Here is a 24,527-nt window from a genome sequence, read left to right as displayed (position 1 = left end):
CACCAGCCGGACCTCGGCGCCCAGGGCCGCGCGGGCCGCGCGGGCCACGGCCAGGTGCCCGGCATGCACCGGGTCGAAGGTGCCGCCGTAGAGGACCGTGAGGCTCACGAGGCCAGCAGGTTGCGCGCCCGCGCCTCGGCGATGGACACCAGCAGGCGCTCGAGCATCAGCCACGGATCGCCGTCGCCGCGGCCCTTGGCGCTGCGGTCGATGCGCCCGCACTCGGCGGCGAAGGCCTCCCAGCGCGAGGGCGGGTGCCGTTCCACCGCGCGGCGGTACACCGCCTGCTTGCTTTCCCAGATCCGCGCCTCGCGCATGGCCGACATCAGGTTGCCGCCGCTGCCGGCGCGGGCCAGCGCGCACAGCACCAGCACTTCCTTGGCCACCATCGGCATCAGGCCGGCCACCTGCTCGCCCTCGGCGCGCAGCGCGGCCAGCATGCGCACGGCGCGCGCGGATTCGCCGGCCAGGGCGGCGTCGACCAGCTTGAACACGTCGAAGCGCGACGAGTCGGCCACCAGCGCCTCCATCTGCGCCAGGTCGATGGCCTCGCGCTTGTCGGCCACCAGCAGGGCCAGCTTGTCCACTTCCTGGGCCGCGGCCAGCAGGTTGCCCTCGACCCGGTCGGCCAGGCGCCGCACCGCGTCGGGCGTGGCCACCAGGCCGCGGCTGCGCAGGCGGCGCTGCAGCCAGTCGCCCAGCTCGTGCGGCTTGAGCGAATACATCGTCACCAGGTGGCCCACCCGGGTGATGGCCTCGCTCCACTTGCCGGCGTGCTGCTTGCTCCACTCCTGGGCGGTGATGAGCAATACGGTGTCGGGCGGCGGGTTCTCGCAGTACTCGCGCAGGGCCTCGCTGCCTTCCTTGCCGGGCTTGCCCGTGGGCAGTCGCAGGTCGAACAGGCGGCGGCTGGAGAACAGGCTCATCGAGGCCAGGCCGCGGCTGAGCGAATTCCAGTCGAAGCCGGCCTCGACGTCGTAGACCTCGCGTTCGCCGTAACCTTCCTCGCGCGCTTTCGCACGGATGGCGTCGGCGCACTCGAGCACGATCAGCGGCTCGGCGCCGGCGACCAGGTACACCGGCCGCAGCGGCTCGCCGGCGAGCTGGCGCTCGAGGCGGTCCGGCCTGAGCTCCATCAGTCGGCGCGCAGCGCGGCGTCGATGCGGCGCAGGATGGCGGCCTGCATCTCGCGGCGCAGTTCCTCCTGCAGCAGCTGCTGCTCGGCCGGGCTGCCGGCGGAGGCCAGCGCGTCGTAGGTGTATTCGCGCGACAGTTCCACGGCCTGGCGCCGCACGCGCACCGCGCCGTCGGCGCCGCGCAGCTCGAACTCGACCGTGTAGAGGGTTTCGTACTCGCGCACCTGGGCGGTGGCGTCCACGGCCAGCGGGCGGGTGCGCATGCTTTCGGAAACCACCTGCAGCGTGGCCGAAGGCTGGCCGGCGGTGGCTTCGGCCACGCCGGCGCGGCGCAGCGCGGTGGCCAGGCCCTGGCCCAGCGGGCTGTAGGGGTCGGCGGTACTCACCGCCACCGGGCCCAGGTCGGAGGCGAGCGCCAGCTGGGCGCGCGGCTTGAAGCCACAGCCCGCGAACAGCGCGGCGACGCACAGCACAACAAGCAGACGACGCATCAGGTCACCCCACGACGATGTTGACGATCTTGCCCGGCACCACGATCACCTTGCGCACGGACATCCCTTCCATGAACTTTTGCACGTTCGGCTCGGCCAGGGCCAGCGCCTCGACGGTTTCCTTGCTGGCGTTCACCGACACGTCGATGGTGCCGCGCAGCTTGCCGTTCACCTGCACCGCCAGCGTCACCGCGTCGCGCACCAGCGCGGCCGGGTCGGCCTCGGGGAACGGCAGGTCCTCGAGGGTGGTTTCCGGGTGGCCCAGCGCCTGCCACAGGGCATGCGAGGTGTGCGGCGTGATCGGGTTGAGCAGCAGCGTCACCGCCTCGAAGCACTCCTGGCGCAGGGCGCGGCCCTGGGCGCTGGCGTCGTCGAATTTCGCGATGGCGTTGAGCAGTTCCATCACCGCCGCGATGGCGGTGTTGAAGGTGTGGCGGCGGCCGTAGTCGTCGCCCACCTTCTGGATGCACTCGTGCAGCTGGCGGCGCAGGGTGCGCTGGGCGCCGTCGAGCGAGCTGGCATCAAGCTTCGGCGCCGGGCCCTCGGCCACGTGCTTGTGCGCCTGCGTCCACAGGCGGCGCAGGAAGCGCGCCATGCCCTCCACGCCCGCCTCGTTCCACTCCAGGCTCTGCTCGGGCGGCGCGGCGAACATGGAGAACAGGCGCACGGTGTCGGCGCCGTACTTGTCCACCATCACCTGCGGGTCGACGCCGTTGTTCTTGGACTTGGACATCTTCTCGGTGCCGCCGATGCGCACCGGCTGGCCGTCGGCGCGCAGCACGGCGCCGGTGGCGTGGCCCTTGGCGTCGCGCTGCACGTCCACGTCGGCCGGGTTGTGCCAGTCCTTGGAGCCGTCGGCGTTCTCGCGGTAGAAGGTGTCGGCGATCACCATGCCCTGGCACAGCAGGTTGGTGGCCGGCTCGTCCGACTTCACCAGGCCCGCGTCGCGCATGAGCTTGTGGTAGAAGCGGAAATACATCAGGTGCATGATCGCGTGCTCGATGCCGCCGATGTACTGGTCGACCGGAAGCCAGTAGTTCGCGCGCTCGTCCACCAGGTCAGTGGCGCCCGGCGAGGTGTAGCGCGCGTAGTACCAGCTCGACTCCATGAAGGTGTCGAAGGTGTCGGTTTCGCGCTCGGCGGCGCCGCCGCAGCCCGGGCAGGTGGTCTTGCGCCATTCCGGGTCGGCCTTGATCGGCGAGGCGACGCCGGTGAAGGCCACGTCTTCCGGCAGCACCACCGGCAGCTGGTCTTCCGGCACCGGCAGCGCGCCGCACTTGCCGCAGTGGATGACCGGGATCGGGCAACCCCAGTAACGCTGGCGGCTCACGCCCCAGTCGCGCAGGCGGTAGTTCACGCGGCGGCGGCCCTGGCCGCGGGCCTCGAGCTGTTCGGCCAGCAGGTCGAACGCGCCCTGGTAGCCCATGCCGTCGAGCGGGCCGGAGTTGATGACGCGCAGGCGGTCGTCGTTCTTGTCCGAGTACCAGGCCTGCCAGGCGTCCGGGTCGTAGGACTCGCCGACCATGGCGATCACCTGCTTCACGGGCAGCTTGTACTTGTGCGCGAACTCGAAGTCGCGCTCGTCGTGGCCGGGCACCGCCATCACCGCGCCGGTGCCGTAGCCCATCAGCACGAAGTTGGCGATCCACACCGGCACCTTGTCGCCGGAAATCGGGTGCACCGCGTACAGGCCGGTGAACACGCCCTTCTTTTCCTGGGTCTCGAGCTCGGCCTCGGACACGCCGCCCTTGCGGCATTCCTCGATGAAGGCGCGCACCTGCTCATTGCCCGACGCGGCCCACAGGGCCACCGGGTGCTCGGCCGCGACCGCGAGGTAGGTGACGCCCATCAGCGTGTCGGGGCGCGTGGTGAACACGGTGAGCGGTTCGGCCAGCGCTTCCATCGCGAACTGGATTTCCAGGCCTTCGCTGCGGCCGATCCAGTTGCGCTGCATGGTCTTGACCGCCTCGGGCCAGCCCGGCAGCGTGTCCAGGCCGTCGAGCAGCTGCTGGGCGTAGTCGGTGATCTTGAGGAACCACTGCGGGATCTCGCGCTTTTCCACCAGCGCGCCGGAACGCCAGCCGCGGCCGTCGATGACCTGCTCGTTGGCCAGCACGGTGTGGTCCACCGGGTCCCAGTTCACCACCGAGTTCCTGCGGTAGACCAGGCCCTTCTTCATCAGGCGCGTGAACATCAGCTGCTCCCACCGGTAGTACTCCGGGGTGCAGGTGGCGAACTCGCGGCTCCAGTCGTAGGCGAAGCCCAGGCGCTGCAGCTGGCCGCGCATGTGCTCGATGTTCTTGTAGGTCCACTTCGCCGGCGCGGTGTTGTTCTTGATGGCGGCGTTTTCGGCCGGCAGGCCGAAGGCGTCCCAGCCCATCGGCTGCAGCACGTTGAAGCCCTTCATGCGCCGGTGCCGGCTGATGACGTCGCCGATGGTGTAGTTGCGCACGTGGCCCATGTGCAGCGCGCCCGAGGGGTACGGCAGCATGGACAGGCAGTAGTACTTCGGACGGCTGGCGTCCTCGGTCACCCGGAAGGCGCCGGTGGCCTGCCAGTGGGTCTGCGCGGCGGTTTCCACCGCCTTCGGGTCGTAGGCGCTGGGTTCGATGGTGTCGGACATGGGGGATGGAGGCGGAAAAACAGGCGTCCAGCGTAACAAATCCGCGGCCCTTCCGGCCCGGCCCCGGCTTGCGGTTACCATCGGGGCAACCCGTCCGGAGACCGTCCATGCGCCCCACCCCGCTGCTGCTCGCCCTGACCCTGGCCCTGCCCGCCGCCGCCCAGGCCGAAACCCTGGCCCTGCAATGCGGCCGGCTGTTCGACAGCGCCACCGGGCGCAACCTGCCCGAACGCACGGTGGTGGTGGCCGACGGCAAGGTCAGCGAGGTCCGCGAGGGCCACGGCGCCGTGGCCGGCGCCACCGCGGTGGACCTCCGGGGCCACACCTGCAGCCCGGGCTGGATCGACCTGCACGTGCACCTGAGCGGCGAATCGAGCCCGCAAAGTTACTCCGAGGGCTTCCGGCTCAACCCCGAATTCACCGTGCTGCGCTCCACCGCCTACGCCAGCCGCACCCTGCGCGCCGGCTTCACCAGCGTGCGCGACCTGGGCGGCGAAACCACCCTGGCCCTGCGCGACGCCGTGAACCAGGGTTGGGTGGAGGGCCCGCGCATCTTCGCCGCCGGCAAGTCCATCGCCACCACCGGCGGCCATGCCGACCCCACCAACGGCTTCAACCACCTGATCTCCGACGCCCTGGGCACCCCGGGCCCGGCCGAGGGCGTGGTCAACAGCCCCGACGAAGCCCGCCAGGCGGTGCGCCAGCGCTACAAGGACGGCTCGGACGTGATCAAGATCACCGCCACCGGCGGCGTGCTCAGCTACGCCCGCAGCGGCGACGCGCCGCAGTTCACCGTGGACGAGGTGGCCGCCGTGGTGCAGGCCGCGCGCGACTACGGCTACACCGTGGCCGCGCACGCGCACGGCAAGGAAGGCATGCGCCGCGCCATCGTCGGCGGCGTCGACACCATCGAGCACGGCACCTACATGGACGACGAGATCTTCGCGCTCATGAAGAAGAGCGGCACCTGGTACGTACCCACCATCTCGGCCGGCCGCTTCGTGGCCGAGAAGGCCAAGATCGACGGCTACTACCCCGACGTGGTGCGCCCCAAGGCCGCGCGCATCGGCGCCCAGATCCAGGACACCTTCGGCCGCGCCTGGAAGGCCGGGGTGAAGATCGGCTTCGGCACCGACGCCGGCGTGGGCCTGCACGGCGACAACGCCGACGAGTTCGTGTTCATGGTGGAAGCCGGCATGCCGCCGGCCGAGGCCCTGCGCGCCGCCACCGCCAACGCGGCCGAAATCCTGGGCCACCCGGAGCTGGGCCGCGTGGCCGCGGGCCTGCCGGCCGACATCGTGGCCATGCCGGGCGACCCGCTGGCCGACATCGGCGCCACGAAGAAGGTGGACTTCGTGATGAAGGACGGCCGCATCGTCCGCCAGCCGGAGTAAAGCGCCGGCGCATGACGGGGGTTGGGCAACCCTTGGCACATGGCGGGGCGGGGCCGCGGCGGCAAGCTGTGGCCATCGCCCTTCCCTGCCGCCCCCCATGCCCGATGCCATCGAAACCCGGGGACTGACCCGCACTTTTCCCGGTGGCCACGGCGTTCGCGGGCTCGACCTGCGCGTGCCGGCCGGCGCCATCTACGGCTTCCTCGGCCCCAACGGCGCGGGCAAGACCACCACCATCCGGCTGCTGCTCGACCTGCTGCGCCCGGACGACGGTGACGTCCGCCTGTTCGGCGAACGCCTCGACCGCCGGCACCGCGCGCCGCTGGCCCGCGTGGGCGCGCTGGTCGAACACCCCTCGCTCTATCCGCACCTGAGCGGCCGCGCCAACCTGGAAGTCACCCGGCGCCTGCTCGGCCTGCCCGCGGCGCGGGTGGGCGAAGCGCTGCAGCGCGTGGGACTGTCCGACGCCGCCGACCGCCGCGCCCGCGACTATTCGCTGGGCATGCGGCAGCGCCTGGGCATCGCCCTGGCCCTGCTGGGCCGTCCGGAACTGCTGGTGCTCGACGAGCCCGGCAACGGCCTCGACCCGGCCGGCCTGCAGGAGCTGCGCCATTTCCTGCGCCAGCTCGCGCGGGAAGACGGCATCACCCTGTTCCTGTCCAGCCACCAGCTGGCCGAAGTGGAGCAGCTGGCGAGCCACGTCGGCGTGCTCGAAGGCGGCCGCCTGCGCTTCCAGGGCCCGCTGCAGGAACTGCGCCAGCGCGCGCGCCCGCGCCTGCTGCTGCATTGCGACGCCCCGGCCCGCGCCATGCGCGTGCTGGTGGAGGCCGGCGAGGACCCGGCCATCGCCGAAGGCCAGGGCCTGCGCCTCGCACCGCGCCTGCCGGTGGCCGAACTCAACCGGCGGCTGGTGGCGCACGGCATCGGCGTCCACCACCTGGCGCTCGAACAGGCCTCGCTCGAAAGCCTGTTCTTCGACCTCACGGCCGCGCCGGCCGGGGAGCGTGCGGCGTGAGCGCGCTGTCCCGCGCCCTCTCGGCCGAATGGCTGAAGCTTCGCGGCACGCTGGCGCTGTGGCTGTGCGGGGTGGCGCCAGCCGTGGTGGTGGCCGTGTACGTGCTGCAGATGACCGTGGTGCGCCTGCCGGCCGACCGGCCGCCGCCGGCGCCCGCCGAGGCCTGGCTGGCGTTCGCGCAGTCCACGCTGGCGCTGTGGGCCTTCCTGATGGTGCCGCTGTTCGTGACCCTGCAGGCGGCGCTGCTGGCCGGCCAGGAGCACGCCAACCAGCAATGGAAACACCTGCTGGCGCTGCCGGTGCCGCGCGCCGTGCATTACCTGGCCAAGCTGCTGGCCCTGGCCGGGCTGCTGGTGCTGGCGCAACTGGCCATGCTGGCGCTGCTGCCGCTCGGTGGCTGGCTGCTGGCCCTGCTCAGGCCCGGCTTCGGCATCGCCGGGCCGGCGCCCTGGTCCCTGCTGCTGGAAAAGCTGGCGCTGGTCACCGCCGCCAGCCTGCTGCTGGTGGCGCTGCACACCTTCATCGCCGTGCGCTGGCGCAGCTTCACCGTGGCGGTCGGCGTGGGCATGGGCGCCACGGTGATGGGCTTCCTCATCGGGCAGTCGGCGCGCTTCGGCCCCTGGTTCCCGTGGTCGCTGCCGGTGCAGGCCGTGGCGAAGGCGGACCCGGCGTCCGTGGTGGCCTTCAGCCTGGCCGGCGCGCTGCTGGCGGGCCTGGCCGGGCTGTGGGCCTTCCAGCGGCGCGAGGCCGACTGAAGCATTGGCTTGAGTCCGGCCGCTGCTGGCACCATCTGCGGGTGACGACTTTCCGGACGGACCCGCCATGACCCCCGCCAATCCCCACGTTTTCGACGCCGGCCTCGAGAAGTTCGAGGTCGACGTGCTGCTCAAGTCCAAGGAAGTCCCGGTGCTCGTGGACTTCTGGGCCACCTGGTGCGGCCCCTGCAAGACCCTCGGGCCGGTGCTGGAGAAGCTGGCCGCCGAATTCAACGGCGGTTTCCTGCTGGCCAAGGTGGACGTGGACAAGGAGCAGCAGCTCGCCGGCTACTTCCAGATCAAGTCGGTGCCGACGGTGATGCTGGTGAAGGACGGCCAGATCGTCGACGGCTTCCCGGGCGCCCTGCCCGAGGGCCAGCTGCGCCAGTTCCTGGCCCACCACGGCGTCACCGCGAAGCCAGCCGAGGCCCCGGCCGAACCCGAGGCCGCCGCGCCCGCCGACCCGCACGAGGAAGTGGTGCGACTGCGCGCCGCCGTGCTGGCCGAGCCGGACAAGGACGAGCTCAAGCTCGACCTGTCGCTGGCCCTGCTGCGCACCGGCGCCGTGGCCGAGGCCGAGGGCCTGCTCGACGCCCTGCCCGCCAACCTGGCCCAGGACGACCGCGCCCTGCGCGGCCGCGCCCGCCTGGCCTTCCTGGCCCTGCTCAGGGACGCGCCGCCGGCCGAGGTGCTGCGCCAGGCCCTGGCCGCCGACCCGGCCGACCTGCGCGCCCGCCACCTGCTGGGCGCCGCCGACATCGTCGCCGGCCGCTGGCAGGACGGCCTGGAACAGTTCCTGGAGATGCTGCGCCGCGACCGCACCTACGCCGACGGCCTGCCGCGCAAGGCGCTGATCGACGCCTTCCGGGTGGTCGAGGACGAGGACCTGGTGGGAACCTACCGGCGCAAGATGGCCTCGCTGCTGTTCTGAGCCGCCGCCCATGAAAGCCTCCCGACTGCGGCTGCTGTTCAACGTCTGGCCGCCCTTCCTGTTCGCCGGCATCCGCGTGACCCGCCTGGCCGACGACTTCAGCCACGCCCGGGTGGAACTGCGCCAGCGCTGGTACAACCGCAACTACGTGGGCACGCACTTCGGCGGCAGCCTGTTCGCCATGACCGATCCGTTCTGGATGATCCTGGTCATGCGCCGGCTCGGCCCCGGCTACCTGGTGTGGGACCAGGCCGGCGAGGTGAAGTTCGAGAAGCCCGGCCGCGGCACCGTGGTGGCCGAGTTCGACCTGCCCGAAGCCGTGGTGGAGCAGCTGCGCGCCGCCGCCGAGGACGGTTCGAAGGTGCTGCACTGGTTCGACACCGAGGTGCGCGACGGCGAGGGCCACGTGGTGGCCCGGGTGCGCAAGCAGGTTTACGTGCGCCGCAAGCGCCCCAAACCGGACGCCTGAGCCCCGGCCGGCAAAAACCGTGACGCGGCTCACGCTTTCACAAATGGCTTGCCTGAACGGGCGGCTGCCGTATGCTGGACAGCCCCGCCCCCCGCCCGACCCCGCCCCGCGCCATGCAGCAGGAAGAAGAACTTTCCCCTGACGAACTGACCGCGCTGCTCTCCAGCTACATGCCGGAGATCCCGGGCTACCGGGTGCTGCGCCGCATCGGCAAGGGCGGCATGTCCCAGGTCTACCTGGGCGTGCAGGAATCGCTGGACCGGCAGGTGGCCATCAAGGTCATGTCGCCCACCGCGCTGACCGACGAAATCTCCAAGCAGCGCTTCGAGCACGAGGCGCGCACCATCGCCAAGCTCGAGCACCCCTGCATCGTCGGCATCCACGAGGTCGGACGCACGCGCCAGGGCCTGCTGTATTACGTGCTGCCCTACCTGGCCAAGGGCCACCTGGGCCAGCGCGACTTCACCCACGACGAGCCGCGCGCCATCGAAGTGCTGCGCTCGCTGCTTTCGGCGCTCGAATACGCCCACGCCCGCGGCATCGTGCACCGCGACGTGAAGGCCGAAAACGTGCTGTTCGACAACGCCGACCGGCCGCTGCTCACCGATTTCGGCATCGCGCTGAGCAAGCGCGACGCCACCCGCATCACCACCGCCGGCCTGGCCGTCGGCAGCGGCGGCTACATGGCGCCCGAACAGGCCCGCGGCGAAGTGGTGGACGGCCGCGCCGACCTCTACAGCGTGGGCGTGCTGGCCTTCGAACTGCTCACCGGCAAGCTGCCCTTCCAGGCCGCCGACCCGCTGGCGCTGGCGCTGATGCACGCGCAGGACCCGGTGCCACGCCTGCCGGCCGACAAGAAGCACTGGCAGCCCTTCATCGACCGGGCGATGGCCAAGTCGCCGGACAACCGCTACCGCAACGCGCAGCAGATGCTGGGCGCGCTCAACCAGCTCGCCGAAGGCAAGCCGTCGCCGCCGCTGGTGGACCCGGGCAAGCTCAAGGCCTTCGCCGAACGCTGGTGGAAGCCGGCGCTGGCCAGCGTGTCCGGCGCCGTGCTGGCCGCCGCCGCCATCGCCTGGCTGATGCGCGACCCGGCGCCGGCCGCCGCCCCGGAAAGTGATTTCTTCACCGTCGAGGACGCCGCCCCGGCCACCGAACCGGCGCCGGCGGAAGCCGCGCCCGCGCTTGCCGCCGAAACCACCGCGCCGGGTACCGCGCCCGCCACGCCCGGCGCCGCGCCGGAATCCCCGGCCGCGCCCGCCGGACCCACGCCGTTCGCCGGGGCCAGGGCCGAAGTCGCGGTGTTCACGCTCGACTATGACCCCACCCGCCCGGGCGCCCGCGAATTGTCCGCCGCCCGCCGCCAGATCGATCGCCAGCGTTTGAGCCTGCCGCCCGGCGACAACGCCATGGATTCGCTGCGCAGCGCCCGCCAGCTGGCGCCGCGCGAGCCGGCGCTGTTCCGCCTGTCCGACGAAGTGATCGGCTTCTACACCACCCGCGTGCTGGAAGCCGTGCGCGCCGGCAAGGACGACGAGGCGCGCCTGAACCACGAAAAGGCCGCGCCCTTCGCCGCCGAGATGGACCGCCTGGAAGGCAAGCCCTGGCGCGAGCTCACCGCCGCGCTGCCTCCGCTGCTGCTGGCGCGGCTGGAAACCAACCTGGCCGAACTCGACGCCGACGCCGTGGAAGCCACCAAGGCGCTGGCCACCGCGCTGGCGGTGCCGCCGGCCAGCCTGGAGCCGGCCTGGTCGAAGGCCGTCGCCCTGCCCAAGGCCGGCGACCCGCTGGCCGACACCGCGGTGGCCATGGTGCTGGCGCGCACGCCGCGCGGCAGCCGCGCCGGCCTGGCCGCCATGCGCAACGAAGTCACCCGCGCCGAATACGCCGCCTTCGCCAGCGCCACCGGCCGCCCGGCCACGCGCTGCCGCAACCGCCTGGCGCCCATCAGCCTCAAGAAGCGCACCTGGGACGACCCGGGCTTCAACCAGAGCGGCAACCACCCGGTGCTGTGCGTGAGCTACGACGACGCCCAGGCCTACGCGCAGTGGCTGAGCCGCCGCAGCGGCAAGGACTACCGCCTGCCCACCCTGGCCGAATGGCGCCCGCTGGCCGACTACCGCGGCAGCGGCAACGCCTGCCAGGACGGCCGCATCGGCTGCGCCGGCGTCGAGGGCACGGTGAATGCCGCCCAGGGCCCGCTGAGCCCGATCGGCCTGGCCGGCACCCGCGGCAACGCCCGCGAATGGGTGAGCGACTGCACCCGCGGCTGCCAGCGCCGCCTGGCCGCCGGCGTGGGCTGGCGCGACGGCCCCAGCCGCGCCAACCCGACGCAGAGCAACGACTTCGACGCCGGCACCGGCTTCGACGACATCGGCTTCCGCCTCGTGCGCAGCGTGCCGGCCGGGGAACTGGGCAAGCGCTGACCCCGCCGCGACGCGGCCTGCCCTACACTGCCCGCATGCGACGACTTCGTGCCTATTTCCTCACCGGCCTGCTGACCCTGCTGCCGATCTGGCTGGTCTGGATCGTGTTCAAGTTCGTGCTGGTGCTGCTGTCCGACATGAGCCAGCCGCTGGTGGCGCCGCTGTCTGGCCGGCTGGCCGCCGCCCACCCGGAATGGCTGGGCTGGATGGACGACCCCTGGGCCCAGGCCACCTTCGCCGTGGTGGCCACGGTGTTCGTGATCGTGGCGGTGGGCGCGCTGGCGCGGCGCGTCATCGGCCAGCGCATGCTGGCCTGGTTCGAGGCGCTCATTGCCCGCATCCCGCTGATGAAGACGGTGTACGGCAGCGCCCGCAAGCTGCTCGACCTGCTGCAGACCAAGCCCGACGGCACCCAGCGCGTGGTGCTGATCGACTTCCCGCACCGCGAGATGAAGTGCGTGGGCTTCGTCACCCGCGTGATGCGCGAGGAAGGCACCGGCCGCGAGCTGGCGGCGGTGTACGTGCCCACCACGCCCAACCCCACCTCGGGTTACCTGGAAGTGGTGCCGGTGGATCGCCTGACGCCCACCGACTGGAGCGTGGACGAGGCCATGGCCTTCATCATCTCCGGCGGCGCGGTCAGCCCCGACACCATTCCCTTCGAGCGCCCCGGGCCGGCCGCGTGACCAGCGCCGAACGCGCCAACCGCCTGTTCCTGGTGCTGGCGGTGTTCTTCGTCAGCAACGCGCTGCTGGCCGAGCTCATCGGCGTCAAGATCTTCGCGCTCGAGGACACGCTGGGCCTGCGGCCCTTCGAGTGGAACCTGTTCGGCCAGAGCGGCTCGCTCAACTTCACCGCCGGCACCCTGCTGTGGCCGATCGTGTTCGTGATGACCGACGTCGTCAACGAATTCTTCGGCAAGCGCGGCGTGCGCTTCATCAGCTGGCTGGCGGTGGCGGTGATCGTCTACGGCTTCGTGTTCGCCTACGTGGCCATCGGCCTGGCGCCGGCCTCGTGGTGGGTGGGCGTGGCCGAAGCACAGGGCGTGCCCGACTACCAGGCCGCGTTCGGCGCCGTGTTCGGCCAGGGCCTGTGGACCATCGGCGGTTCGCTGGTGGCCTTCCTCATCGGCCAGCTGATAGACGTGAGCGTGTTCCACCGCATCCGCCACGCCACCGGCGAACGCTGGGTGTGGCTGCGCGCCACCGGTTCCACCGCCGTGTCGCAGCTGGTGGACAGCTTCATCGTGCTCTACATCGCCTTCGTGCTGGGGCCGCAGCAGTGGCCCACCTCGCTGTTCCTGGCGGTGGGCACCATGAACTACGCCTACAAGATGGCCTGCGCCATCGCCCTGATCCCCCTGCTCTACCTGGTGCGGCGCGGCATCACCGCCTGGCTGGGCCGGGACCAGGCCGCGCAGCTGCGCGCCGCCGCCGCCCGGGGCTGAGCCGGCGTGACTTCCAGCCCGGGCCAGTGCGGCCCCGGCTGCGCCAGACTGCGGGGTGAGTTCCCTGCACCCCGACCCGAGCCCTGCCATGGCCACGCCCCGCCATTCCCTGCCGCTGTCCCGCCGGTTCGCCCTGCTGCTGGTCGCCGCGCTGGCGCCTGCACTGGCCGCGGGCGCCGAAGTGCTGGTGCTCGGCAGCGCCCACCTGGCGCAGCTCGAGCCCGCCTCGACGCCGGCGCAGCAGGCGGTGGTGGTGGAGCGTCTGGCCGGGTTCGCGCCCACCCGCGTTTGCATCGAAGCCGTGCCCGGCGAGTCGGTGGAAGCCTTCGCCGCCGACCCGACGCGCTACGGCGAGCTGCTCTCCACCTTCGCCATGGATGCCGTTCGCCTGGCCGGCGAACAGCAGGTGCGGCGGCAGCGCGCGGCCGCGCAGGCCCGCATCGAAGCGGCCGGCCTCGTGGCCCGGGCCTCGCTCGACGAAACACAGCGGCTCACCCTGGTCTCGCTGCAGCTGGCCGCCTACGAACCCTGGTCGGCCGCACTGAACTGGAGCGCGCTTTCGCCGGCGACGCGCGAATCGGCCGCGGCCCTGCTGGGCGCGACCGCGGTGGCGCGGCTCGAGGCCCTGGCCGCCAGCGACAACGAGATCGCCTCCATCGCGCTGCGCCTGGCGCGCCGGCTCGGGCAGCGCGAACTGTGCGCGGTGGACCCGTTCGCCGACGAGCTCGGCGTCAACGCGCTGGCCGAGGACCTGCTGCCGCGCCTCTCCACGCCCGCCGTGCAGCAGGGGCTGGACGCGCTCAACGCCGAACAGGCGAAACACTGGCGCGCCGACCAGCCCGACGGGCTGCTGGGGCTGCTGCGCTGGATGAACTCCGACGACTATGCGCGCGCCGACCTGGCCGCCGAATGGGCGGTGTTCGACAACGCCGCCGGCGAGCATGACGCCGGCCGGCGCCGCCTGATGCTGTGGCACGCGCGCAACGCCGAGATCACCGCGCGGCTGGCCCGCGAACTGGCGCGCCAGGACGGCGGCCGCACCCTGCTGCTGATCGGCGCCGCCCACCGCCCCTTCCTCCAGGCGTCGCTCCGGGCCCTGCCCTGGGTGGACGTCGTCGACGGCCAGGCGCTGCTCGCGCCCTGACCGCCCCTTCTCCCCGCCAAGGAAACTCCATGACCCTGCGCCCGCTCGCCCTTGCCCTGGCCCTCGCCCTGTCGGCCTGCGCCACCACGCCCGCCGCCGACACCACTGCGGCCGCGCCGGCCGCCGCCCCGCAGCCCGGCGAACGCGCCGCGCAGCTCTCGCAGCTCTACGCCGATTACTGGGAAGCCTCGCTGGCGCTGAACCCGCTCAACGCCACCTTCGTCGGCGACCCGCGCTACAACGACCAGATGCCGGACTTCTTCGCCGCCGAATTCCGCGCGAAGGAAGCCGCCTTCAACCGCGAGTGGCTGGGCCGCGCCCAGGCCATCGGCAGCGACGGCCTGCAGGGCCAGGACCTGCTGAGCTACCAGATCTTCGTGCGCGACCTCGAGGCCAGCATCGAAGGCGAACGTTTCCCCGACTGGCAGCAGCCGCTGAACCAGTTCTACAACGTCACCGGCCTGTTCGCGCAGCTGGGCTCGGGTTCGAGCGCGCAGCCGTTCAAGACCGTGCAGGACTACGACAACTGGCTCAGGCGCGCCGGCCAGTTCCCGGCGCTGATGCGCAGCATGCAGGCCAACATGCGCACCGGCATGGCCAACGGCGTGGTGCAGCCGAAGGTGCTGATGGCCAAGGTGGTCCCGCAGATCGACGCGCTCATCAAGGACAAGCCCGAGGACACCCTGTTCTGGCGCCCGGTGGCCGAGTTCCCGGCGGACTTCAGCGAGGCCGACAAGACCCGCCTCACCGCCGCCTACCGCGAACTGATCGCCACGCAGCTGATGCCCGCCTACCGCGAACTGCGCCGCTTCGTGAACGACGAATACCTGCCGGCGGCGCGCGATACCGTTTCGCTGTCGGCCCTGCCCGACGGCGAGGCCTGGTACGCCTACCGCGTGCGCCAGTCCACCACCACCGACATGAGCCCGGCGCAGATCCACGACATCGGCCTGGCCGAGGTGGCGCGCATCCACGGCGAGATGGACGCGGTGATGAAGCAGGTGGGTTTCACCGGCAACCGCGCGCAGTTCTTCGAGTTCGTCACCAAGGACAAGCGGTTCGAGTTCGGCAGCGAGGACGAGCTGCTGGTGGCCTACCGCGCGCTGGAAGCGAAGATCAACGAGCGCGTGCCCGAGCTGTTCTCGCTCACGCCCAAGGCGCCGTTCGAGATCCGCCCGGTGGAAGCCTTCCGCGCCCAGTCGGCCGCCGGCGGCAGCTACATGCGCCCCAGCGAGGACGGCACGCGCCCGGGCATCTTCTACGTCAACACCTACGACCTGCCCACCCGCAAGCGCTGGGACAGCGAAAGCCTGTACCTGCACGAGGCCATCCCGGGCCACCACTTCCAGCTGGCGCTGCAGCAGGAGCTGGGCGAGCTGCCGAAGTTCCGCCGCTTCGGCGGTGAAACCGCCTTCGCCGAGGGCTGGGGCCTTTACGCCGAATCGCTGGGCAAGGAACTGGGCGTCTACACCGACCCCTACCAGTACTTCGGCCGCCTGCAGGCCGAGCTCTGGCGCGCGATCCGCCTGGTGGTGGACACCGGCCTGCACAGCAAGGGCTGGAGCCGCGAGCAGGTGATCGAGTACATGCTGGCCAATTCCGCCACCAGCCAGACCGAGGCCGTGGCCGAAACCGAGCGCTACATCGCCATCGCCGGCCAGGCCCTGGCCTACAAGATCGGCGAGCTCAAGATCAAGGAGCTGCGCGCCCGCGCCGAACGCGAGCTGGGCGACCGCTTCGACATCCGCGGCTTCCACGCCGAAGTACTGCGCGACGGCTCGGTGCCGCTGGCGGTGCTCGAGGCGAAGGTGGACCGCTGGATCGCTTCCCGCAAGAACTGACCCCCCAAAAGGACCGAACGCATGAGCTTCAACAAGACCCCCCTCGCCCTGGCCCTGGCCGCGCTGCTTGCCCTGGGTGGCTGCGCCGGCGGCGACGACGCCGACGTTTCCGAGGACACCGAGGAAGTGGCGCTGGAAGATTCCGGCGACGGTTACGCCGACGACGGCGAGACCATGAACGAGGACGGCGAAGAGGCGCCGGCGCTGCTGCTCACCGCCGACAACCTCGACGACCTCGAACTTGGCCTCGTGAAGGAAAACGAAGGCCTTCAGGCCGCGCTCGACAAGCTGGCCGAAGCCGATACCGACGCCGGCAAGCTGATGGCGCTGGGCGAGATCGACATGGAAGCCATCGACGCCGAGGCGGCCGACGCCGCCGACGTCTCGGCCGACGAGTATTCGATGCTCAAGGACCAGCTGTTCGAAGTGCTGGGCGCCATCGAGATGCGCGAAATGATGGCCAAGCAGGTCAGCGACTCCGACACCACCGGCATGGACGAAGCCACCCGCGCCGAGGCCGAGAAGAACATGGCCGAGATGATGGCCGGCGTGCCCGATCCCTTCGACGGCATGGATCCCGCCCTGGCCGAGGCCCTGCGCGCCAAGCAGTCCCGCCTGGCCGAACTGCGGGCCCAGAACATCGGCCTGCTGTTCAAGTTCATCGGCGGCTGAGCATGAAGACCCGCCTGCTCTTCCCCGCCCTTGCCCTCGCCTTCGCCGGTTGCGCCACCGTGGACCCGGGCATGCCCGCCAACGACAACGCCGAACTGGTGCGCCAGGCCACGGCGGCCGAAACCGCGTTCGCGCAGTCCATGGCCGACCGTGACCTGGAGGCCTTCGCAAGCTTCATCGCCGACGACGCCATCTTCTCGCCGGGCCCGAATACGCTGCGCGGCAAGGCGGCGGTGCTGGCGGCGTGGAGCAAGTATTTCGAAGGCGAACAGGCGCCGTTTTCCTGGCGCCCGGAAACCGTGGTGGTGAGCGCCGCCGGCCAGCTGGCGGCGACCAAGGGCCCGGTGTTCGACCCCAGCGGCAAGCCCATCGCCGAATTCCGTTCCACCTGGCGCCGCGAAGCGGACGGAAGCTGGAAAGTGGTGTTCGACGACGGCACCTGCCTGTGCAAACCGCAGGGCGCGCAATGAGCAGGCACGTCGACGGCGCGTTCGACGTGGTGCTGGGTCCGCAGCCCGCCGACGAACGCGAGCTGGGGGCTGCCATCGGCCGGATGACGCTCGACAAACGATTCCACGGCGCGCTCGACGCCCGCAGCGAAGGCCAGATGCTGGCCTTCCGCAGCGGCGTGGAAGGCTCGGCCGGCTACGTGGCCATGGAGCGCGTGGAAGGCAGCCTGGACGGTCGCGTGGGCGGCTTCGTGCTGCAGCACTCGGGCACCCTGGACCGCGGCGCGAAGCACCTGGACCTGCACGTGGTGCCCGATTCCGGCAGCGGCCAGCTGGCCGGCCTGCGCGGCAGCATGCAAATCGAAATCACCGGCGGCGCGCACTTCTACCGCTTCGACTACACGCTGCCGGGCGACGAGTGAACACCGGGGCCAGGGCGCGCCAAACCCGGCCTTGATCGGACCGGGGGCGTGGCGCCAGACTCGGGCCATGCCTACCGTCCCGCAGATCCTCTTCGCCGCCAGCGCGGCCATCGTGCTGGTGCTGGGCACGCTGCACCTGGTGCTCACTTTCCGCAGCCGCCGCTTCGAGCCCCGGGACGCCGACCTGCTCGCGCGCATGAAGGAAGTCTCCCCGGTCATCTCGCGCCAGACCACGCTGTGGCGCGCCGGCCAAGGTTTCCACGCCAGCCACAGCCTGGGCGCCATGCTGTTCGGCTTCGTATACTTCTACCTGGCGTTCGAGCCGAGCCACTTCCTGCTCGGTTCGCGCTTCCTGCTCGGCCTGGGCCTGGCCTACCTGCTGGCCATGGCCGTGCTCGCGCGCCGCTACTGGTTCAGCGTGCCGTTCCGCGGCGTCAGCCTCTCCATCGCCGCCTACGTGGGCGGGTGGGTGGCGAGCGCGGCCTGAGGCCTCACCCAGACATTCCGCCAACGGCTCGCGGGAGAAATCGAGCCGGCCATCAAGGCCCGGCGCACCGCGCGCTGGGCCGTGACCAAAGGAACCCCGCCATGCCCTATTCGCTCTTGATGCACTTCGCCGCGTCCTGCGCGGCCGTCGGCTTCGCGATGATGGCCTTCAGCCTGTTTTCCCGGGCGCATCGCGGCGTCTCGGATGGCGGCGGGTTCTGGGCGCGAAAGGAGTCGTTCACGCCAACCGAGTACGCCGCCAACCGCGCGGGGTTCCTGATGAGCCTGTTCGCGTTGCTGCTCCTGCTGGCGAAGATAGTCCTGCGCTGAGCGTAGACGTGGAACCGGCCACCCTCCGCCCCGCCACGCCGGCGGACCGCGCCTTTGCCGAGCGGCTCAGCCACGACAACATGGCGGCGTACCGCACGTCGCGGAGCATCGTTTGGGACCCGGCGCGCTTCGAGGCCAGCTGGGCGAGCTTCGACAACCGGGTGATCGAATCCCAGGGCGTTGCGGTGGGCGTGCTGCGCCTGCATGCGCTGCCCGACGCCCTCGAGATCCGCGACCTGCAGCTGCTGCCTGCCTACCAGAGCCGGGGACTGGGCGCCTGGGCCGTGCGGCAGGCGTTCCGGCGCGCCGCCGAACTCGGCAAGCCCGAGCTGCGCCTGCGCGTGTTCCCCGAGAACCCCGCGCGGCGGCTTTACGAACGCCTTGGCTTCGCCGTCGTGGCCGAGCTGGACGGCGTGCTGCACATGGCGTGTAAGCTGCCCCCCGGAGGCCCGCCATGAGCAAATCCGAGAACAAGACCCAGGCCACCGCGGCCAGCGTGGACGCTTTCCTGGACGCCATCGCCGACCCGCAGCGCCGCGACGACTGCCGCCGCGTGCGCGCCCTGATGGAAGCCGCCACCGGCGCGCCCGCGGTGATGTGGGGCCCGTCCATCGTCGGCTTCGGCCGCTACCGCTACCGCTACGACAGCGGACGCGAGGGCGAGTGGATGGTCACCGGCTTCTCGCCGCGCAAGAACGACCTCACGCTGTACCTGATGCCGGGCTTCGAGCAGCAGGCGGCGCTGATGGCGAAACTCGGCAAGCACAAGACCGGCAAGAGCTGCCTCTACCTCAAGCGGCTGGCCGACGTGGACATGGCGGTGCTGGAAGACCTGGTCACGCGCTCGGTGGCCGCCATGGCCCCGCAGCGCATCGACAACGCGGGCAACTGACCCCGCTCAGTCCAGCCGCGGCCAGGCCGTGGCGTCCAGCGTTTCGCGGTAGGCGTGCCAGGCCGAATACGCCAGCCAGGGCATCACCACCACGAGTCCGAGATAGGCGGTGAGGAAACCCACCGCCGTCAGCAGCGCGATCAGCGCCGCCCACTGCAGCATCACGCCCTTGTTGCGCAGCACGGCATTCACGCTGGAAACGCCGGCGGTCACCATGTCCACGTCGCGGTCGGCGATCATGGGCAGCGAAAACGCCGCCGTGGCGAAGGTGAAGGCCGCGAACACCGAACCCGCGGCCGAGCCGATCAGCAGGAACTCGACCCAGGTCACCAGGTCGTTGTTCTCCACCGGCACCAGCGCGTTCACCATCATGCCGGCGCGCGACCACAGCATCAGCACCACCAGCTGCGCCAGCGCGAACACCCCGGCCTGCCCCGCCACGCGCCGCGCCAGCACGAAGGAATCGCGCAGCTCGGGCCGGCGCCCTGCCTCCAGTTCACGGCTCACGCAATAAAGCCCCACGGCGATCAGCGGCGCCACGAACACGAAACCCGACAGCAGCGCCGCCAGCAGCGCGAACCGCCCCAGCGACCATGCCAGCGCCGACACCGCCACGCTCACCAGCAGCACCACGCCGCCGAACAGCAGGCTCAGCCCCGGCGCCCGCCGGAAATCCCGCCAGCCCGCCCGCAGCCAGCGCAGCGGCGCGCCGGCGTCGAGCGTGGCGCAGGGCACCGCGAACGGGCGTTCTATGGTCGATTCGTCGCGTTCGTTTTGGCTCATGGGACTAGTTCCTGTTGAGTCCGAAATCAATCGAACCAAGCCTGCGCTTCCAGAGGCTTTCAATCTTGATGACTTCCTCAGCAGGCATGTCCTGTGCAACCAACTGGAGAATGGTGAATCGGAATCGCCTCGGATCCCGATCACGCAATTCGACATTGCCACCATGCCCGGACCGAGAATACGAGAGCCAGCGCCCAAGGATGTTCTCTTTGCCATAAGCGCTGCCGACGTACTGCTTTCCGCAGGCTTCATCAATGATCAGGTAAACCCCGCGCCACTGGGCCATGGCACCACGCCAGCGCGATGGCAATGATTCCAGCTCGGCCCACTGGAGCACCATTTCGCTCCAATCTGGCATTTCCTTCACGAGGGCACTGTCTTCTTGAATCGCCAGCACTGGAATGGAATTCCTATCCGACCAACGCCACCAGGATCGCTCTATACCCGGCCACGTTACGACGAGCCGTCCTTTCCATTCGGACATCCTGGAGCTCAGCCGTAGATCGAACCACCTGGTGGTCTGCCTCTCAACCGGGCCGCGCGTTCCAAGCTCCTTTAGTTGCTTGTTCTCCCGGGTCCTCCAGAACTGATCCGCAGTGACTTCGCGAAATCCATCCACGGAATAGAGCCCAACGAAGATCGCCTGCCCAGCCTTGTGTCCGATGAATGAGACAAGCCACTTGGCCTTGGCAAGTGACTTTTCAACAACCGGCCCATGACTGCACTGATAAGCGTTGTAAATCTGAGGCTGATCCTCAGCGAGCCACATCAGCGCTTGCCTCAAGGCGCGCTCGGTCGGGCGGTGTCTCATGACCATGCATTCAGCCGGATCAATCCCCGCCTTAGTGAGAAGATCGTTCAGCTCAAGCATCGAACGCTCAGACCTCGACTTCCATGCCCGGCCGCGACAGCATCACCTCGGCCTGCAGGTCCGCGCGCATCACCTTGGCCAGCGCCTCGCGGGCGTCGTCCTCGCCGTGCACCACCACCACCGGCGGGCGGTTCGGGATCTGCCGGTACCAGTCCACCAGGCCGGGCTGGTCGGCGTGCGCCGACAGGCCGCCCACGGTGTGCAGCTGCGCATTGACGTGGATGACCTCGCCGAACATCTTCACCTCGCGCGCGCCGTCCACCAGGCGGCGGCCCAGCGTGCCCTGCGCCTGGTAGCCCACGAACATCACGTGCGCCTCCTTGCGGCCCAGGTTCTGGCGCAGGTGGTGGCGGATGCGGCCGCCGTTGCACATGCCGGAGCCGGCGATGATGATCGCGCCGCCCTTGTGCCGGTTGATCGCCATCGATTCTTCGGTTTCGGCGGTGAAGTTCAGGTTCGGCAGGCGGAACGGATGCGGCCGGCCCCGCCACACTTCCTGCGCATCCTCGTCGAACAGCGATTCGTGGCCGTCGTAGACCTCCACCACCTTGGTGGCCATGGGGCTGTCGAGGAAGATCTTCCAGCGCGACATCCGCCAGTCGTCCCAGTGCCGCGCGAACCAGTACAGCAGCTCCTGGCTTCGACCGACGGCGAAGGCGGGAATGAGCACGTTGCCGCCCGCTTCCCAGGCGCTGTCGAGCACTTCGGCGATTTCCACCAGGGTGGCCTCGCGGTCGCGGTGGGCGCGGCCGCCATAGGTGGATTCGAGCAGCAGCAAATCGGCGTGCGGCACCGGCTGGGCATCGCGCAGGATGGGCGTGCCCTTGGGGCCGAGGTCGCCGGAGAACACCAGCACGCGCTCGCGCTCGCCTTCCTTCGCGCGCAGCTCCACGCTGGCCGAACCCAGGATGTGGCCGGCGTCGCGAAGCGTCACGGTGATGCCCGGCAGGATTTCCGTGGGCTTGCCGTAGCCGATGGGCCGCACCAGCTTGAGCACCTTGCCGACGTCGCCGCGGGTGAACAGCGGCTTGTGGTGGGCGTGGCCTTCGCGGCGGTATTTGTTGTCGCGCTCGGCGTCCATCTCGGCCAGCGAGGCGGCGTCCTCGAGCATGATGCGCAGCAGGTCGGCGGTGGCCACGTGGGTCCAGATCGGGCCCTTGTAGCCGCGCGCCACCAGCACCGGCAGGCGGCCGCAGTGGTCGATGTGGGCGTGGCTGAGCACCACCGCCGACAGGCCTTCGATGTCGAAGGGGAAGGGCTCGAAGTTGCGGTGCTCGTCCTCGATGCTGCCCTGGATCATGCCGCAGTCGAGCAGCAGCCGGTGGCCGGCGGCCTCGACCTCGTGGCAGGAGCCGGTGACTTCGCCGGCGGCACCGTGGAATCGGACTTTCATGGGCTCTCCCGTCGGGATTTCCCACCAATGTACCCCGGAAACAACGACGGCCGGGAGGTCCCGGCCGTCGCGTCGGACCCCTGCCCCGCCGTCAGCGGGTGGCGCCCATTTCCTTGAGCAGGTTCGGCGCCGGGAACACCTTGTCCATGATCCAGACCATGTAGCGGTGGTCCACCGAGATCATGCGGGTCATGGCGGGGTCGAACACCCAGTTCGAGCTCACCGATTCCCAGTTGCCGTCGAAGGCCAGGCCCACCAGTTCGCCCTTGCCGTTGAGCACCGGCGAACCGGAGTTGCCGCCGGTGATGTCGAGGTCGGACAGGAAGTTCACCGGGATGGCGGCCTTCTGCTGCGCCGACATCGCGGCGATGGCGTCGAGCTGGTTCTTCGGGGCGTCGAACGGCTCCACGCCGGTGGCCTTGGCGGCCAGGCCGTCGAGCGAGGTGAACGGGGTGTAGGCCACGCCGTCCTTCGGCGAATAACCCATCACGTTGCCGTAGGTGATGCGCAGGCTGAGGTTGGCGTCCGGGTACACGCCCTGGCCCTGGCTGCGCTTGTAGGACTGCACGGCGGCCAGGTAGACCGGGCGGTGCAGGTTCTGGTCGCCGCTGCGCGCCTTGCCCGCGTCCTCGATCTCCTTGAGCACCGGGGCCAGCGACACGGCCAGCTTCAGCAGCGGGTCGGCGTGGGCCTCGACGTCGGCCTGGCTGGCCGTCATCAGGGCCAGGCGGGCGTCGGTGCCGGCCAGCGTGGTGCCGGCGTAGGTGGCGTCCAGCGCGCGGGTGATGGCGGCCTCGTCGTTGCCGCCCAGCCAGGCGTCGATGGCGGCCACGCGCTGGTTGGCCGGCAGCTTCAGGTACTCGCGCAGCCAGTAGGCCAGGAGCTGCTTTTCCATCTTCGGGTCGTAGCGGCGGTCGAGCTGCTGGATGGCGCCCTGGATGCCCGGCAGGTCGCGCTGCTGGTAGCCCGGGGCGCGCTCGGCGTCGGGCTTGGCCGATTCGATGGCCAGGCGGTGCAGCATGCGCAGGTTGCCCAGCAGGCCCGTGCCGGCGATCTGGCCCACCACGAGGTCGCGCTCGCGGGTGGCGCGGGCTTCCGCGGCCAGTTCCACCAGGCGCGCGTGCGCGGACAGGCCGGCTTCGCCCTGCTTGCCCTGCGCACGCAGCCAGGCCAGCACCGCGTCTTCCTCGGCGCGCTTGGTGGCCGAGGCATCGATGCGGGCGAAGCCTTCAAGCTGGCCGTCCCAGTTCTTCATGGCGTTCTGCCAGCCGCGGATGGTGGCGGCGTACTTCACCGCCAGCTCGGCGTCGTCCTTGCCGGCCGCTTCCACCAGGGCCACCAGGTTCTTCAGGTGCTGGCCCACCACCGGGTACTGCCAGGTGGACACGGCCTGGAATTCGTCGAACAGCGCGTAGCGGTTGGTGGTGCCCGGGTAGCCGGCCACCATCACGAAGTCACCGGCCTCCAGCGCGTCGGTGGCCAAGCGCAGGTACTGCGCGGGCTTGAACGGCACGTTGTCCTGCGAATACGCCGCCGGCTTGCCGTCCTTGCCCACGTAGGCGCGGTAGAAGGAGAAGTCGCCGGTGTGGCGCGGCCACATCCAGTTGTCCACCTCGCCGCCGTAGTTGCCGATGCTGCCCGGGGGCGCGTAGACCAGGCGCACGTCCTTGATTTCGATCTGGCGGAACAGGCGCCAGGTCTGGCCGCTGAAGAAGCTGTACAGGGTGCAGCGGTAGCCGGCTTCCGATTCGCACTCGGCGATCAGCGCCTTCTGCGCGGCTTCCAGCGCCTGCTGGCGGGCCAGGCCGGCGGTGCTGCCGGCGGCGGCCTGCATCTTGTCGGTGACGTCGGTGATGCGGTCCATCACGTACACGCGGGCGTTCGGGCCGGCGGAGACTTCATCGGCCAGGGTGGCGGCGTTGAAGCCGTCCTTGATCAGGTTGCGCTCGGCGGTGGAATTGAGCTGGATGGCGCCGTAGGCGCAGTGGTGGTTGGTGACCACCAGGCCCTCGGGCGAGACGAACGAAGCGGTGCAGCCGCCCAGCGCCACCACGGCGCCCATCGGGTCGCCGGTGAGGTTGGCGAGCTGCTCGGGCGGCAGCTCCAGGCCCGCCTGCTTGAGCGGGCCGGCGATCTCGGGCAACTGCTGCGGAACCCACATGCCCTCCTTGGCCTGCGCGGCGAAAGAGAGGGACAGGGCGACGGCTAGGACGGCAAGACGCATCGGCGGGACCTCGTGTTTTGTCGAATTCCCAAGCCTAGCAGCGGCGGCGCTTGCGGGGCGTGCACGCGGGTATAGACTTTCGACAGGGGACAAACGAGGGGGACTTATGCGTGCACTGCTGCTCGTGGGCGGCCTGCTGGCCGCGTTGGCCGGCCCGGCGCGGGCGCAGTCGCCCGACGAAGCCCTGGCCGCGCTCTGGAACACCCTGTGCGCCGGCGCCGCGCCCGGCAGTCCGCTGGCCAGCCGCTGTGCCGAAATCTTCGCCGGCGGCCCCAACAGCCGCGAGCGCGCGGCCGGCGGCAACTTCCTGGGCGAGATCCCGGGCCAGGGCCG

26 protein-coding genes are annotated in these 24,527 nt (G+C 70.5%); 18 read left to right on the top strand and 8 right to left on the bottom strand.

Annotated features, from left to right (window positions below; all coding sequences use genetic code 11):
• From N790_RS16465 to leuS, 4 genes are all read right to left on the bottom strand, one after another.
• On the bottom strand, nucleotides 1–108 hold a 108-nt coding region (locus N790_RS16465), incomplete at its 3' end, for an adenylyltransferase/cytidyltransferase family protein (protein ID WP_169742177.1).
• A complete protein-coding gene (holA, locus tag N790_RS10800) occupies nucleotides 105–1,136 on the bottom strand; it encodes a DNA polymerase III subunit delta (protein WP_043804058.1) in 1,032 nt (343 codons plus the stop codon). The genes N790_RS16465 and holA, both read right to left, overlap by 4 nt.
• Nucleotides 1,136–1,627 (bottom strand): LPS-assembly lipoprotein LptE, encoded by a 492-nt coding sequence (locus tag N790_RS10795; RefSeq protein ID WP_043804057.1) that lies wholly within the window; start codon nucleotides 1,625–1,627, stop codon nucleotides 1,136–1,138. The genes holA and N790_RS10795 overlap by 1 nt, the downstream gene beginning before the upstream one ends.
• Before the next feature lie 4 nt (nucleotides 1,628–1,631).
• Entirely contained in the window at nucleotides 1,632–4,250 is a 2,619-nt protein-coding gene (gene leuS, locus N790_RS10790; protein WP_043804056.1) for a leucine--tRNA ligase, read from the bottom strand.
• A gap of 107 nt (nucleotides 4,251–4,357) precedes the next feature.
• On the opposite strand from leuS, the gene N790_RS10785 reads away from it, so the two are divergent.
• The 17 genes from N790_RS10785 to N790_RS10705 all read left to right on the top strand — a co-directional run bounded on the left by N790_RS10785 (nucleotide 4,358) and on the right by N790_RS10705 (nucleotide 18,923).
• Nucleotides 4,358–5,644, top strand: coding sequence for a metal-dependent hydrolase family protein (locus N790_RS10785; RefSeq protein ID WP_043804055.1), 1,287 nt, complete (start codon nucleotides 4,358–4,360; stop codon nucleotides 5,642–5,644).
• A 97-nt stretch (nucleotides 5,645–5,741) separates the two neighbouring features.
• Nucleotides 5,742–6,659, top strand: coding sequence for an ATP-binding cassette domain-containing protein (locus tag N790_RS10780; protein ID WP_043804054.1), 918 nt, complete (start codon nucleotides 5,742–5,744; stop codon nucleotides 6,657–6,659).
• Nucleotides 6,656–7,414: an ABC transporter permease gene (locus N790_RS15310; RefSeq protein WP_052385879.1), complete on the top strand. Its 759-nt coding sequence runs from the start codon at nucleotides 6,656–6,658 to the stop codon at nucleotides 7,412–7,414. The genes N790_RS10780 and N790_RS15310 overlap by 4 nt, the downstream gene beginning before the upstream one ends.
• 67 nt (nucleotides 7,415–7,481) lie before the next feature.
• Nucleotides 7,482–8,345, top strand: a complete 864-nt coding sequence (gene trxA, locus N790_RS10770; protein ID WP_043804053.1) for a thioredoxin — start codon at nucleotides 7,482–7,484, stop codon at nucleotides 8,343–8,345.
• 10 nt (nucleotides 8,346–8,355) lie between these two features.
• Complete coding sequence (locus tag N790_RS10765) at nucleotides 8,356–8,814, top strand: DUF4442 domain-containing protein (protein WP_043804052.1); 459 nt, start codon at nucleotides 8,356–8,358, stop codon at nucleotides 8,812–8,814.
• Nucleotides 8,815–8,927: 113 nt separating this feature from the next.
• On the top strand, nucleotides 8,928–11,240 hold the full coding sequence (locus N790_RS10760; RefSeq protein ID WP_169742176.1) for a bifunctional serine/threonine-protein kinase/formylglycine-generating enzyme family protein: 2,313 nt from the start codon (nucleotides 8,928–8,930) through the stop codon (nucleotides 11,238–11,240).
• Between the two features lie 35 nt (nucleotides 11,241–11,275).
• On the top strand, nucleotides 11,276–11,926 hold the full coding sequence (locus tag N790_RS10755) for a DUF502 domain-containing protein (protein ID WP_043804050.1): 651 nt from the start codon (nucleotides 11,276–11,278) through the stop codon (nucleotides 11,924–11,926).
• Nucleotides 11,923–12,687 (top strand): queuosine precursor transporter, encoded by a 765-nt coding sequence (locus N790_RS10750; protein ID WP_043804049.1) that lies wholly within the window; start codon nucleotides 11,923–11,925, stop codon nucleotides 12,685–12,687. Before N790_RS10755 ends, N790_RS10750 begins: the two co-directional genes overlap by 4 nt.
• A gap of 88 nt (nucleotides 12,688–12,775) precedes the next feature.
• The gene (locus N790_RS10745; protein WP_043804048.1) at nucleotides 12,776–13,831 is read left to right on the top strand and encodes a DUF5694 domain-containing protein; all 1,056 of its coding nucleotides are present in this window, start codon (nucleotides 12,776–12,778) and stop codon (nucleotides 13,829–13,831) included.
• Nucleotides 13,832–13,860: 29 nt separating this feature from the next.
• Nucleotides 13,861–15,672: a DUF885 domain-containing protein gene (locus N790_RS10740; RefSeq protein ID WP_043804047.1), complete on the top strand. Its 1,812-nt coding sequence runs from the start codon at nucleotides 13,861–13,863 to the stop codon at nucleotides 15,670–15,672.
• A gap of 21 nt (nucleotides 15,673–15,693) precedes the next feature.
• Complete coding sequence (locus N790_RS10735; protein WP_043804046.1) at nucleotides 15,694–16,344, top strand: hypothetical protein; 651 nt, start codon at nucleotides 15,694–15,696, stop codon at nucleotides 16,342–16,344.
• Nucleotides 16,345–16,346: 2 nt separating this feature from the next.
• Nucleotides 16,347–16,814: a YybH family protein gene (locus N790_RS10730; RefSeq protein ID WP_052385878.1), complete on the top strand. Its 468-nt coding sequence runs from the start codon at nucleotides 16,347–16,349 to the stop codon at nucleotides 16,812–16,814.
• A complete protein-coding gene (locus tag N790_RS10725; RefSeq protein ID WP_043804045.1) occupies nucleotides 16,811–17,215 on the top strand; it encodes a DUF3224 domain-containing protein in 405 nt (134 codons plus the stop codon). The genes N790_RS10730 and N790_RS10725 overlap by 4 nt, the downstream gene beginning before the upstream one ends.
• 67 nt (nucleotides 17,216–17,282) lie before the next feature.
• Entirely contained in the window at nucleotides 17,283–17,702 is a 420-nt protein-coding gene (locus N790_RS10720) for an LIC_13387 family protein (RefSeq protein WP_043804044.1), read from the top strand.
• Between the two features lie 101 nt (nucleotides 17,703–17,803).
• Nucleotides 17,804–18,031 (top strand): hypothetical protein, encoded by a 228-nt coding sequence (locus N790_RS10715; protein WP_043804042.1) that lies wholly within the window; start codon nucleotides 17,804–17,806, stop codon nucleotides 18,029–18,031.
• A gap of 8 nt (nucleotides 18,032–18,039) precedes the next feature.
• Nucleotides 18,040–18,489, top strand: a complete 450-nt coding sequence (locus N790_RS10710) for a GNAT family N-acetyltransferase (protein ID WP_052385877.1) — start codon at nucleotides 18,040–18,042, stop codon at nucleotides 18,487–18,489.
• Nucleotides 18,486–18,923 (top strand): DUF1801 domain-containing protein, encoded by a 438-nt coding sequence (locus tag N790_RS10705; protein ID WP_043804039.1) that lies wholly within the window; start codon nucleotides 18,486–18,488, stop codon nucleotides 18,921–18,923. The genes N790_RS10710 and N790_RS10705 overlap by 4 nt, the downstream gene beginning before the upstream one ends.
• A gap of 6 nt (nucleotides 18,924–18,929) precedes the next feature.
• Here N790_RS10705 and N790_RS10700 read toward each other — a convergent pair whose 3' ends face one another.
• The 4 genes from N790_RS10700 to N790_RS10690 form a co-directional block, all read right to left on the bottom strand.
• Nucleotides 18,930–19,706, bottom strand: coding sequence for a DUF2189 domain-containing protein (locus tag N790_RS10700; RefSeq protein ID WP_043804038.1), 777 nt, complete (start codon nucleotides 19,704–19,706; stop codon nucleotides 18,930–18,932).
• A 4-nt stretch (nucleotides 19,707–19,710) separates the two neighbouring features.
• On the bottom strand, nucleotides 19,711–20,577 hold the full coding sequence (locus N790_RS15690; protein WP_084062853.1) for a GIY-YIG nuclease family protein: 867 nt from the start codon (nucleotides 20,575–20,577) through the stop codon (nucleotides 19,711–19,713).
• Between the two features lie 7 nt (nucleotides 20,578–20,584).
• Entirely contained in the window at nucleotides 20,585–21,970 is a 1,386-nt protein-coding gene (locus N790_RS10695) for an MBL fold metallo-hydrolase RNA specificity domain-containing protein (protein ID WP_043804037.1), read from the bottom strand.
• A 91-nt stretch (nucleotides 21,971–22,061) separates the two neighbouring features.
• The gene (locus N790_RS10690) at nucleotides 22,062–24,194 is read right to left on the bottom strand and encodes a S46 family peptidase (RefSeq protein WP_043804036.1); all 2,133 of its coding nucleotides are present in this window, start codon (nucleotides 24,192–24,194) and stop codon (nucleotides 22,062–22,064) included.
• 106 nt (nucleotides 24,195–24,300) lie between these two features.
• On the opposite strand from N790_RS10690, the gene N790_RS10685 reads away from it, so the two are divergent.
• Nucleotides 24,301–24,527, top strand: a 227-nt coding sequence (locus N790_RS10685; protein ID WP_043804035.1) for a hypothetical protein, incomplete at its 3' end; no start/stop codon positions are given.

Source organism: Arenimonas malthae CC-JY-1, assembly GCF_000747075.1.
GTDB classification, from domain to species: Bacteria; Pseudomonadota; Gammaproteobacteria; order Xanthomonadales; family Xanthomonadaceae; genus Arenimonas; species Arenimonas malthae.
The sequence above is the reverse complement of the archived record's forward strand: the minus strand, read 5'-3'. Positions and strand labels throughout refer to the sequence as shown.